This is a genomic window from Paenibacillus sp. FSL R5-0928 (assembly GCF_037970385.1).
GTDB classification, from domain to species: domain Bacteria; phylum Bacillota; class Bacilli; order Paenibacillales; family Paenibacillaceae; genus Paenibacillus_AQ; species Paenibacillus_AQ odorifer.
This window is the reverse complement of the sequence record NZ_CP150225.1, coordinates 1,158,474-1,170,539: the sequence shown is the minus strand read 5'-3', so window position 1 is coordinate 1,170,539 and position 12,066 is coordinate 1,158,474. Positions and strand designations below refer to the sequence as shown.

Below are 12,066 nucleotides of genomic sequence, written 5' to 3'. Positions count from 1 at the left end.
GGAAGAGTCAGGTTCCCTTATTCATTTAATTCCTATTTCATTCAGGTACAGCAGTTTAGCCGCCAACACGGGCAAGCTCGCGCATATTCGCTTCAAATGCAGCCATCAACGCAGCTTCTCCGGTCAATCCGGTTTGTTCTACCTTGCGAATTTGCTCCATCATCCGTTTGTAATCCTTCGGAATGACACGAACGAAGTTCGGCAAGCTATCTGCCCACTGATCCAGTACCCGTGCGCCAGCCGCACTACCTGTAAGCTCGGTATGGCGGATAATCAGCTCACGCAGCTCTTCGATCTCCTCAGACTCTTCCACTCTCTCGAGCAGTACCATTTCGAGATTGCAGCGGCCGATGAAGGTTCTATCCGGGTCGTAGACATAAGCGATACCGCCTGACATCCCTGCCGCAAAGTTACGGCCAGTTTCACCAAGGACAACCACTCGGCCTCCAGTCATGTATTCACAGCCGTGGTCACCCACGCCTTCTACAACAACCTTCGCTCCGGAGTTACGGACGGCAAATCGTTCACCAGCGATACCGTTGATATAAGCTTCTCCACCTGTTGCACCGTAGAATGCAGTATTTCCGATAATGATATTGTCCTCAGCAGCAAAGGTAGCTTTCGGAGATGGCTTGATAATAATCTTACCACCTGACAATCCTTTACCTACATAGTCATTGGAATCTCCTTCCACCGTAAGTGTGATCCCCTTAGGCACGAATGCACCCAAGCTTTGACCAGCAGAACCGGTGAAATGAAACCGAATCGTATCATCTGGCAAACCTGCGGCCCCATACTTGCGGGTCAGCTCGCTGCCAAGGATAGTTCCGACGGCACGATTTACGTTCGTGATCGGCAGAGATGCCTCAACAGCCGTACCCGATTCCAATGCAGGTGCTGCCAGGTCGAGCAGCTGCGAGACATCCAGTGTCTCTTCCAGACCATGATTCTGGTATTTACTGCGGAAGCGTGTGCTTCCTTCCGGTAATTCCGGTGTATGCAGCAGGCTGCTCAAATCTATGCCTTTCTTCTTCCAATGCTTCGACGCCTGAGTTGCGTCTAGGCAATCGGTACGGCCTACCATCTCTTCAATTGTACGGAAGCCGAGACTTGCCATAATTTCACGTAGATCCTGTGCCACGAAGGTCATAAAGTTAACTACATGCTGCGGATCCCCAGTAAAGTTCTTACGAAGATCCGGATTCTGGGTAGCTACACCAACCGGACAAGTATCCATTTGGCAGACACGCATCATAATACAGCCAACAGATACTAGCGGAGCAGTAGCAAATCCATACTCTTCAGCCCCAAGCAATACAGCTACAGCCAGATCGCGGCCGCTTAACATTTTACCATCTGTTTCTAGAACAACACGGTCACGCAGATTGTTGAGCATCAATGTCTGATGGGTTTCAGCCAAGCCAAGCTCCCACGGAAGACCCGCATGACGAATGGAGTTCATCGGCGATGCCCCTGTACCTCCATCATAGCCACTAACCAAGATAATATCAGCGCGCCCTTTGGCTACACCAGCAGCAATCGTACCCACTCCAACTTCCGATACGAGCTTAACATTAATGTTTGCACGTGGATTTGCATTCTTCAGATCATAGATCAGCTCTGCCAAATCCTCGATTGAGTAAATATCATGATGCGGTGGAGGTGAGATCAGACCGACACCTGCTGTTGAGCCACGTACTTCAGCGACCCAAGGATAAACTTTACGTCCTGGAAGCTGTCCACCTTCCCCTGGTTTAGCGCCCTGAGCCATTTTAATCTGGATCTCATCAGCGTTAACTAGGTAGTTCGAGGTAACACCAAAACGTCCGGAAGCTACTTGTTTAATCGCACTGCGGCGTGAATCACCATTGCTATCCGGAATATAACGGGCTGGATCTTCGCCGCCTTCCCCCGTATTACTCTTGCCACCGATACGGTTCATCGCAATGGCCAGTGTCTCATGTGCTTCCTTACTAATGGAACCAAAGGACATTGCACCCGTCTTAAACCGTTTCATAATAGACGATGCCGGTTCTACTTCTTCCAGTGGAATCGGTTCATAGGCTGACTTGAATTGCAACAAGGAACGAAGCGTCAATTGCTTCTCGCTTTCTCCTTGAACAAGGGCAGCATATTTCTTGTACATATCATAATTCCCACTACGCACAGAGTGCTGAAGCAGATGAATGGTCTGTGGATTGAAAAGATGCTCTTCCCCATCATTACGCCATTGATAATCGCCACCGGAATCAAGCACCTTATCATTTCCGTCTTTTTCTGTAAAAGCACGGTTATGATGGATAAGTGCCTCAGTTGCCACTTCCTCCAGGCCAATACCGCCAATCCGGGAAGGTGTCCAAGTAAAGTAGCGATCCACGAACTCAGAGTTCAGACCCACAGCTTCAAAAATCTGCGCACCGCGGTAAGATTGAATCGTCGAAATTCCCATTTTGGAAAGAATCTTAACTACGCTCTTAGTCGCAGCTTTAATATAGTTCTTCACTGCTTTTTCATGCGAGATTCCCCGCAATAAGCCTTGGCCGATCATATCATCCAAGCTTTCAAAAGCCAGATAAGGATTTACTGCGCTCACCCCATAACCGAGCAGCAGCGCATAATGATGGACTTCACGTGGTTCACCGGATTCCAGCAAAATACTTACTTTCGTCCGTGTTCCTTGGCGGATCAAATGGTGATGCAGACTCGATACCGCAAGCAGCGCTGGAATCGCAGCATTCTCACTGTCCACACCGCGGTCAGTCAGAATCAGAATGTTATGCCCTTTAGCCATAACACGGTCAGCAGCCTCGTTCATGCGCTCAAGCGCGATGCGTAATCCTTCTGCCCCAAGCTCAGCTGGGAAAAGAATTGGAATAGACATCGATTTGAAGCCTGCACGGCGAACATGGCGAATCTTAGCAAAATCTTCGTTCGAAAGAATTGGCGTTTGCAGCGAGATCTGGCGGCAGCTTTCCGGTTCCGGTTTAAGCAAATTACGCTCTGGTCCAATCGTAGTCGTTGTGGATGTAACCAGCTCTTCACGAATGGCATCGATGGGTGGATTCGTTACCTGAGCAAACATTTGTTTGAAATAGTTATAGAGACGTTGCGGGCGGTCCGAAAATACAGCGAGTGGAGCATCATAACCCATGGAACCGACAGCTTCAGCACCAGTAGATGCCATTGGCTCAAGCACCTTGCGCAAGTCTTCAAAAGTATAGCCAAAAGCCTGCTGTAGCTGTTGTACATTGTCATGCTTAGGATTTGGCAGTTCAGGCGCATCCGGAAGCTCATCAAGACTGATCAAATGCTCATCCAGCCACTGGCGATAAGGCTTCTCAGAGGCGATAGCCGATTTAACTTCCTCATCTGAGATAATGCGGCCTTCCTTCGTATCCACAAGCAGCATGCGTCCAGGTTTCAGGCGGTCTTTATATAAGATGTCCTCTGCTGGAATGTCCAGTACACCGGCTTCTGAGGATAAAATAATCATATCGTCTTTCGTTACATAATAACGAGCAGGACGCAGACCGTTACGGTCCAGAATAGCGCCGATTTGTATCCCATCGGTAAAGCCCATTGCAGCAGGCCCGTCCCATGGCTCCATTAGAGTACTGTGATATTCATAAAATGCTTTTTTATCAGCATCCATACTATCATGATTGCTCCATGGTTCAGGAACCATCATCATGGCTACCTGTGGCAGGGAGCGTCCGCTCAAATAGAGAAACTCAAAGGTGTTATCGAACATTGCAGTGTCCGATCCATCCGGGTTAATAACAGGCTTGATCTTGTTCAGATCTTCACCAAACACTTCGCTCTTGAACAATGACTGGCGTGCATGCATCCAGTTCACATTACCACGCAAGGTGTTGATCTCACCGTTGTGGATCATAAAACGGTAGGGATGCGCACGTTCCCAGCTTGGGAAGGTGTTCGTGCTGAAACGGGAGTGAACTAACGCGATCGCTGATTCCAGCTCTTCGTTCTGCAAATCCAGGTAGAATTGTCTGACTTGTTCTGTAGTCAGCATGCCCTTGTATACAATCTTACGGCACGACAAGCTTGGTATATAGAAGGATTCAGCCTCTTCTACACCACCGTAACGAATGGCAAGCTCCGCACGTTTGCGGATAACATAAAGCTTACGTTCAAAAGACAATTCATTCGTGACCGAAGCCGAGCGGCCGATAAACACTTGACGCACAAAAGGCTTAGCAGCTTTCGCTGTCTTGCCAAGCATTTCATCATAGGTAGGTACATCACGATAGCCGAGTACTATTTGACCTTCTTCAGCAATAATATTGCTTAAGAGGGCTTCATGCTGCGCCCGAACTTCTTCGTTATGAGATAAAAAGATCATGCCCACGCCATAATGGCCTTGTTCCGGCAAAGTAAAGCCTAGCTTCTGAGCTTCACCTGCAAAGAAACGGTGCGGAATTTGAAGCATGATACCTGCTCCGTCACCAGAGTTGGGTTCGCTACCTTGGCCTCCCCGATGCTCCATATTAAAGAGCATTGTCAAAGCATTACTTACGATATTGTGAGACGGTGTGCCTTTAATATGAGCTACAAATCCCATGCCGCAAGCATCTTTTTCGAACTGGGGATCATACAGGCCCTGTTTTACGGGCAGTTCAGTGTGTTTCATCGAACGCAACCTTTCTATTATAAAGTATGCAATGTCTTAGGAAAATTTTTCACATGAAAATCTTAATAATTATTCAATCCAGATTAGTGCTATTATTTTATCACCGAGGTAACATCAGCGCAATTTAAACTTTTTTATGATGCTGATTAACATTTGTTTTTGCATCACAGCTTTAGCGAGTAAAAGTTTAAAAAAACTTCACGATGCATAATTATACATAAATAACGCATAAGTGCATATGCAATGAAAGCGTTACAAGATTTTTCATCCCTTCTAATATGTTTGCAAGAAAAAGGGTTTTTATGATTTTAAATCAAAAAAAGCGTCTCCCGGAGGAGACGCTTTTTTATACTTTTTTTTCAAAAAATCTATCAGTTTATACAGTCAAAACTTGTTCACTTTTCACTCCAACTTCATTCTCACGGCTACGAGTCATGAAGTAAGCGAAGGTAAGAGCAAGGAATCCAAGACCAAAGATTGCCAGGATACCTACATCTCCCCACATTGCACTGAAGTCACCTGTAGAAATTACTGCTTTAAGTCCACTAACTGTGTAAGTCATTGGAAGCAGTGGATTAAAGAATTTCATCCAGTCAGGGATCAATTCAAGTGGGAATGTTCCGGCACTAGTTGTTAATTGGAAAATAAGAATAACGATAACAACGAAACGTCCCGGTTGATCCATCCAAGTAACAATCGCTTGAACTACCCATGTGTAAACTAAACTTGTTAAGAATGTAAATACGAAGAATAGCGGTTTACTTTGTACTTCCAATCCAAGTCCATACAATACAACCACAGCAGCCAGCATAGACTGGATAAAGCTCATGATTGTGAAAGTAAGCGTACGGCTAATGAAACGGTTCATACGGCTAGCACCAAGGACAGCCGAATCACGCATTGGAATAACAATTGTTGAAATCAAAGCACCTACAAACAATCCAAGGGATAGGAAGTAAGGAGCAAAACCTGTACCATAGTTCGGAACATGATTCACAACTTGATCCTCAACCACCACTGGTTGTGCGAACATTTCCATCATTGCATCTGTTTTGTTCACACTGCCTGTTTTTTCAGCAGCATCGCCAAGCTTAGTTGCCAGTTCTGTTGATCCAGATTTCAGATCATCCATACCATCTTTCAGCTCGCCTGCGCCATCAGCCAGTTTTTTCGAACCATCTGCTACAGCACTGATACCGGAACCTAGTTCGCCTACACCGCTTAACAGTTTTGTAGTACCATCGCCAAGCGCTTTACCGCCTTCAGCCAGCTTGCTGCCTCCAGCTGCAGCTTCTTTAAGCTTCGCACCAAATTGTTGCATCCCTGCATTCAGCTTATCTCCACCGGTTACAAGTGCAGATGCGCCTTGTGCCAGTTTTTGTTGTCCTGTCAAAAGCTGTGTGCTACCAGCATTTAATTGCTGTGCTCCATCATGCAACTGAGTTACACCAGCAGCTAACTGCTGTGAACCCGAGTGCAATTGAGTTGCACCTTGTGCCAGCTGCTCTTGCCCACTGTGGAGTGCAGTAGCACCCTGTGCCAGCTGCTCTTGACTTTGTTGCAGTTGCTCACTGCCTTGTGCCACAGCTGCACTGGCTGCCAGCAGCTTCTGTACCGCTGGATTTTGTGCCAGCTCAGGACTAGCCTGTGCCAATTGCTCCAATCCTTGAGCTACCGCTTTAGCACCCTCAGTTACCTTCGTGCTGCCTGCGGCGGAAGCTTGCAAACCTGCTTCCAGTTTCGCGCTGCCATCTACGGAAGAAGTTAAGCCTGCTTCCAGCTTCGCGCTGCCATCAACTAAAGATTGTGTTCCTGCTTGTAGTTTAGAAGTACCATCCACAGCAGACTGCGTTCCCGCCTGAAGCTGTGTTGCCCCTGTTACAGCTTGTTTCAAGCCGTCACTAAGTTGTTTACTGCCGGCAGCACTCTGTGCAACACCGTCTTGAAGCTGCGTATGTGCAGTAGACAGTTGTTGCAATCCGCTTGCCAACGTGGTTGATCCTGTTTTAAGCGCCGTAGCACCTGCATTCAAATCAGTCACGCCTTGTGTAAGGGGTTCTACACCATTTTGAAGTTTACCTGTACCATCTGTCAGTACAAGTAGATTATCTTTCAGCTTCAAGGCTCCGTCATCTAGCTTACCAGCGCCATCAGCGATCTTGGAGGCTCCATCTCCTGCTTCGCCCAATCCATCAGATACTTCTGTAATCTGATTGAATACAGACTCTACATAAGCTTCAGTTACTTTAGCAGATACTTTATTTTTAATTTCTGCTACAGCCGTACCACCGATTTGACCAGCCAAGAAGTTGTAACCTTCATTTGGCTCATAAATAATTTTTGCAGGCTGTGGTTCATCATCCATAAGAGTAGTAGCTTTAGCAGAAAAGTCTTCCGGAACAATGATCGACATATAATAAGTATTGTCCTTCATTCCTGCTTCCGCTTCTTCAAGGGAAACGAAGTTCCACTGGAAGCCGTCGGTTACCTTCAACTCTTCTATAAGATCATTACCGGCTTGTAGTTGCTTGCCTTCATAATTAGCGCCGACATCCTGGTTGACCACAGCAACCGGAAGCTCATTCATCTTGCCATACGGATCCCAGAATGCCTTCAGGAAGAATCCGCTGTACATCACCGGAATAAATAGGATAGCAATCATTGGAATTAGCACCTTCGGATTTCTAAGGGCTGCGCCAAGATCCTTGGTAAATACGGATAATGATTTCATTCTGGTTCTCTCCTTATGAGCTTATGCTCTCTTTAAAATGCTTTGTTTGCGAAATATTACGTAACACTAAGTGACTGTTTTCCCCATTCGGTCAATTCAGGGTATAAAAAAATGCCTCGCGGCTCTTTTTCAATGCCTAATCCATCTTGAGAATTGTTAAGGGAAAGCGAATCGAGTGAAGCTGAGAACGCCATCCCTGTCCTGAATCAACCCTTACTGTGCCAATCCTTCGGCGAGAAACAAATGAAAATACATCTTGATCTGTTCCTTGTCCAAGGGAGTATGTGTTTTATTCAGTTCAGCAGTCAATACAATATATAATCTGAACATGACTACCGAGACGATTTTGGGATCGCAAGGTTTGATTTCTCCCTGTTGGAGCGCTTGTTGCACCTCCCGTTCTAAATATTCTAAAACTACGTTCTCGATCTTCTCGAGTCCTTCTCCAGCCTGCGGCGTACCGAATTCGCGATTCTCCTGGGAAAGTTTTATGAATAGCTCCTGCTCACTCCGAAACTCAAGCAGAGCATCCAGCACACGATGCAAGTTGTCAAAGAAGGGTCTGTCTCGCCTGATCTCCCGCTCAGCAATCGTCTTCATTTCCATCATCATATCGTGCAGGATCTCGTCAAACAATTGCTCTTTGTTTGTAAAAAAGGTGTAGATGGTCCCCTTACCGACATTTGCAATCTTAGCAACCTGATCCATTGTAGTTGCCTTATAGCCAAATAATGAAAAAGATTTTGCTGCGGCCTGAAGCACCTGCTGTCTTCGATCCACCACTGCCACCTGTGCACACTTCCTTTCTCCAGAAAATATCGTTCCCGCTGACTTCTGACCATTTTACTAATCCGGTCAATTGGTCATTCACTACTTTATCATGTTGTTTTCTAGTTTGCAATACTTTGGGCGAACCTTTTATTTTTTTTATTTATTGCAGGGTTTTAACTTTCTATTTACGTCTTACTTGTATAATGTGAGTATAGTATAGATTTCCTAGTATAATTAGAAGAAGAAACGCATTTCTATAGAAAAGGAAAGTAGCAGGTGAACTTATGCGAAAGAAAAGAGTACTGCTGTTTTCGGAAGGCTTCGGTACGGGCCACACAGGAGCAGCCTATGCTCTGGCCGAAGGAATAAAGCTGCTGAATCCGGATGTCCAATGCCGAGTCATCGAGCTGGGGAAATTTCTTAACCCGACGGTCGCCCCTTGGATTCTTTCCGCTTACCGCAAAACAGTTAGCAGCCAGCCTAAGCTGGTCGGCATGATGTATAAGACACAATATCATAAATCATTGAACCCGTTGACTAAAATGGCGCTTCACCGGATTTTTTATACACATGCTTCACAGGTCATTGAGCAGCTAAAGCCTGATTTAATTATCTGCACTCATCCCATTCCGGCTGCGGTCATTTCCAGACTGAAACGTCGTGGACTACATGTGCCTCTGTATACATTAATTACTGATTATGATGCACATGGGAGTTGGGTAAATTCCGAGGTCAATCGTTATCTCGTATCTACCCCACGCGTCAAGTCCATTCTGACAGGCCGTGGGATCGCTCCAGAGCTAGTAACCGTCACTGGCATCCCAGTGCATCCAAAGTTCTGGGAACGCTCCAACAAGACGCTGCTACGCAAGGAGCTGGGATTGGCTGATATTCCAACCGTACTCATTATGGGCGGAGGATGGGGGCTGATGTTCGGCAAAGAGATTATGCATTCCCTCACCGCCAGAATGGATGATATTCAGCTCGTCTTCTGTATGGGCAGCAATGAGAAGCTAATCGCCAAAATGAAGTCCAATCCACTGCTCAATCATCCCAATGTTAAAATTCTGGGATATAGCAGTGAAATCAATAAATTGATGGATGCCTCAGACCTGCTGATTACGAAGCCTGGAGGCATGACCTGTACGGAAGGTCAGGCCAAAGGAATTCCAATGCTTTTCTATAAAGCTATTCCAGGTCAGGAAGAGAAAAACTGCCAATATTTCGTAGAGCTTGGGCTGGCAGAGGTGCTCGACTCGGAAGTAGTGAACAAATGGTTCACTATGATGCTTCGTGAATATTCAGTTCTGGAAGAGCAACGCAGACGACGTCTCGCTCCAGATAAACATCAACCGCAAAGCTGTGCGACTACTGTTCTGAAGATGTTAGGTAACCCCGTAAGCGAGGCAACTGAAATCAGAGGCACAAGAGCGCAAGCACGTAATGAAGAACCTGTATGTATTACACCTTAAAGAATAAGCAGGCAGTCAGGGAATTTCCCCCGGCTACCTGCTTTTTTTTATAATATAAATCGGATTGGTTAAATTTCTACGCTCTCACCAGCTTTAAGCGGAAAACCTTCTACTCCCTCTTGATGCAGGCGATCGCAGAAATCAGCACCATCCTGAGCAATATCCGGAAATGTATTGTAATGTAGCGGGATCACTTTATCCGCCCGCAGCCAGCGTGCGGCCAGCAAGGCGTCATCCGGTCCCATGGTTAGCATATCGCCTATAGGAAGAGCTGCCAGGGCAATCGCATTCCTTTCTCCAATGAGGCGCAGATCGCTGAATAGTGCGGTATCCCCCGCATGGAAAATCGTCTTACCCTCAATCGTCAACAAAATCCCCGCGGGTTGTCCAGCATAAATCCAAGAATCGCCCTCCTGAATGGATGAGGAATGAAACGCCTGCGTAAATTTCACAGTCATCCCTGCATAGGTATGACTACCACCTATATTCATGTGCTTAACCTGTGCACCCTTCATCCGGCAATATTCGGCAAGCTCAAACATTGCAAAGATCGGACAATCATTCTGCTTGGCAATTTCGACAGCATCTCCTAAATGATCAGAGTGGCCGTGAGTAAGCAGAACGGCATCAACGGAAATATCGGCAGGTGAAATACCGGAGTTCGGATTACCTGACAAAAAAGGGTCAATAATAACCTTCACGTTCCCCGTCTCTACCAGCAGAGCTGAATGTCCATAATAAGTGATTTTCATGGTTATCTTCCACCTCCAGATTCATATAGTTTAGTTTACCCTATATAGCGCTGAGGTTCACAGATCCACCAAATTATTTATAAAAAGTATGATTGCCAATAGTTTTAACATAAGTCTGTGAATGATGTACGGTCAGATCCTGTGCAAGTTTTAGCGACAAGAAAAAATAAGTATTATCGGGAACTTCCTTTACTCCGGAGAGTGCAGCATTCACCGCTTTAATACTATCATCGTTAGGCTTCACACGGTTAAGACGCCCGTTAGCTACAGGGCTGAACTGGCTCTTCTGATAAATAACTTTATATATCGTGTCGGGGAAATTGGCTGACCGCAGCCTATTCAGAACAACGTTGGCAACTGCCACCTTGCCCTTGTACGGTTCACCTTCCGCCTCTGCCATTACAATTTTTTGTAGCAGAAGCAGTTCTTCTTCGGATACAGCGTAGCGCCGGGTTGCTTTACTTTGCTGCTCCTGGCTTAATAGCTCTGTCCGAGAGAAGTACAATGTTGTGAGGGGATGTTTCTGAGAAGCCGAGGCTATCTTCGCTGTCGCCTGACTACTCTTTGTTGCTGTTTCCGCCAATTGCGACGCTTTTTGCGCAGCTGGCTTGGATTGTACTACATCAGCCTTCACCCGAATAATGGAAACGTTCGATGTGTTTTTTGTGTTTTTTTGTTTTATTTTTTTTACACTAAGCCATTCCACACCCTTCGCCGGTTTCCAAGCGGAACTTAAAAGACTGAGTGTGTTATTAAGCTTATTGGCTTGTGTAACTTCAGTAATGCCCCTCGTAATGCTACTCGTTATACTAGACTTCGATTCATCTTGCAAAAGAGAAAGTACGGATGCACGGCTGGTGGATTGCAACTTATCCATCTGCACCCTGTCCATCTTCCCTTCCGCAACTTGTTCGGGTTGCAATAAGCTTATGGCAGAGAAACACACTAGTATAACGCCAACGAGCAACGCAATATAGCGGTTTTGTTTAAAAATTAACATGATATTCCTCCTATTTCACGGCACATTCCTATTGTATGTAACCGAAAACGGAAGCTTTGAAAACTTTATTATCGATTTTAAACTGTAAACTTTTCAATAATTTCATACATAGGAATGGCATACATTCTGGTAGCATACAACACAAAACTATCAATCGTCCAGTCTCTCTGATAGTTTTTTAGGTTCCAATCATCATCCAATTTCAGTAAGTTTTCCAGCAATTTATCATCATATGAATTTTTTCCCCGGTACTTTCGAGCCACGGTAAGATGCGGTTTATAGGCCCTGGATTCGCCTGAAAAACCTAATGGAAACGTCGCAGAATACACTCTCGCAGCTAATTGATTTAATGCCTCTATTTCGCCAGAAACCCCTATCCACAGGACTCTGGGGGAAGCTGAAAGACCAAATGTGTCCCATTTGTCCAAAGAGAGATTGAAGGGGCTGCCTTGACCCGCGATCTGCCTTAATGATTTTACTAAATCTGGAATTACGGTCTTTGGGGTATCTCCTAAAAATTGCAGGGTAATATGATAATCTTGCGGATTTGTCCATTTAGCAAATTCAAAGTTTCCAGATAGCTTTGAACATGCCTGCGCCACTATTTCTTGCAGCTCAGAAGGTAATTTCACAGCTAGAAAAAGCCGTTCTGATTCGTTCTCTGATACTTTAGTATTCATGGTCAATTT

Annotated in this window: 7 protein-coding genes; 1 reads left to right on the top strand and 6 read right to left on the bottom strand. The window is 45.7% G+C overall.

Annotated elements, in window-relative coordinates; all coding sequences use genetic code 11:
• Window positions 1–55: 55 nt before the first annotated feature.
• From gltB to MKZ16_RS04985, 3 genes are all read right to left on the bottom strand, one after another.
• Window positions 56–4,651 (bottom strand): glutamate synthase large subunit, encoded by a 4,596-nt coding sequence (gene gltB / locus MKZ16_RS04995; RefSeq protein WP_076104235.1) that lies wholly within the window; start codon window positions 4,649–4,651, stop codon window positions 56–58.
• A gap of 376 nt (window positions 4,652–5,027) precedes the next feature.
• Window positions 5,028–7,382, bottom strand: coding sequence for a YhgE/Pip domain-containing protein (locus MKZ16_RS04990; RefSeq protein WP_038568922.1), 2,355 nt, complete (start codon window positions 7,380–7,382; stop codon window positions 5,028–5,030).
• 213 nt (window positions 7,383–7,595) lie between these two features.
• Window positions 7,596–8,171 (bottom strand): TetR/AcrR family transcriptional regulator, encoded by a 576-nt coding sequence (locus MKZ16_RS04985; RefSeq protein WP_036676550.1) that lies wholly within the window; start codon window positions 8,169–8,171, stop codon window positions 7,596–7,598.
• 266 nt (window positions 8,172–8,437) lie between these two features.
• Between MKZ16_RS04985 and MKZ16_RS04980 the strand changes: the two genes are divergently transcribed.
• Window positions 8,438–9,625 carry a UDP-N-acetylglucosamine--LPS N-acetylglucosamine transferase gene (locus tag MKZ16_RS04980; RefSeq protein WP_038568920.1) on the top strand — a complete coding sequence of 396 codons (1,188 nt, stop codon included), beginning with the start codon at window positions 8,438–8,440 and terminating at the stop codon, window positions 9,623–9,625.
• A 68-nt stretch (window positions 9,626–9,693) separates the two neighbouring features.
• Here the strand turns inward: MKZ16_RS04980 and MKZ16_RS04975 are convergent, their stop codons facing one another.
• The 3 genes from MKZ16_RS04975 to thpR all read right to left on the bottom strand — a co-directional run bounded on the left by MKZ16_RS04975 (window position 9,694) and on the right by thpR (window position 12,057).
• Entirely contained in the window at window positions 9,694–10,377 is a 684-nt protein-coding gene (locus MKZ16_RS04975) for a metal-dependent hydrolase (protein ID WP_076104234.1), read from the bottom strand.
• Between the two features lie 73 nt (window positions 10,378–10,450).
• Window positions 10,451–11,377 (bottom strand): cell wall hydrolase, encoded by a 927-nt coding sequence (locus MKZ16_RS04970; protein WP_038568918.1) that lies wholly within the window; start codon window positions 11,375–11,377, stop codon window positions 10,451–10,453.
• Between the two features lie 77 nt (window positions 11,378–11,454).
• Entirely contained in the window at window positions 11,455–12,057 is a 603-nt protein-coding gene (gene thpR, locus MKZ16_RS04965; RefSeq protein ID WP_076104233.1) for an RNA 2',3'-cyclic phosphodiesterase, read from the bottom strand.
• Between the last annotated feature and the right edge of the window lie 9 nt (window positions 12,058–12,066).

Bases quoted from the DNA above. Each gene is read 5' to 3' on its own strand.
- gltB (WP_076104235.1), bottom strand. From the start codon at position 4,651: ATGAAACACACTGAACTGCCCGTAAAACAGGGCCTGTATGATCCCCAG.
- MKZ16_RS04990 (WP_038568922.1), bottom strand. From the start codon at position 7,382: ATGAAATCATTATCCGTATTTACCAAGGATCTTGGCGCAGCCCTTAGA.
- MKZ16_RS04980 (WP_038568920.1), top strand. From the start codon at position 8,438: ATGCGAAAGAAAAGAGTACTGCTGTTTTCGGAAGGCTTCGGTACGGGC.
- MKZ16_RS04970 (WP_038568918.1), bottom strand. From the start codon at position 11,377: ATGTTAATTTTTAAACAAAACCGCTATATTGCGTTGCTCGTTGGCGTT.
- thpR (WP_076104233.1), bottom strand. From the start codon at position 12,057: ATGAATACTAAAGTATCAGAGAACGAATCAGAACGGCTTTTTCTAGCT.
- MKZ16_RS04975 (WP_076104234.1), bottom strand. From the start codon at position 10,377: ATGAAAATCACTTATTATGGACATTCAGCTCTGCTGGTAGAGACGGGG.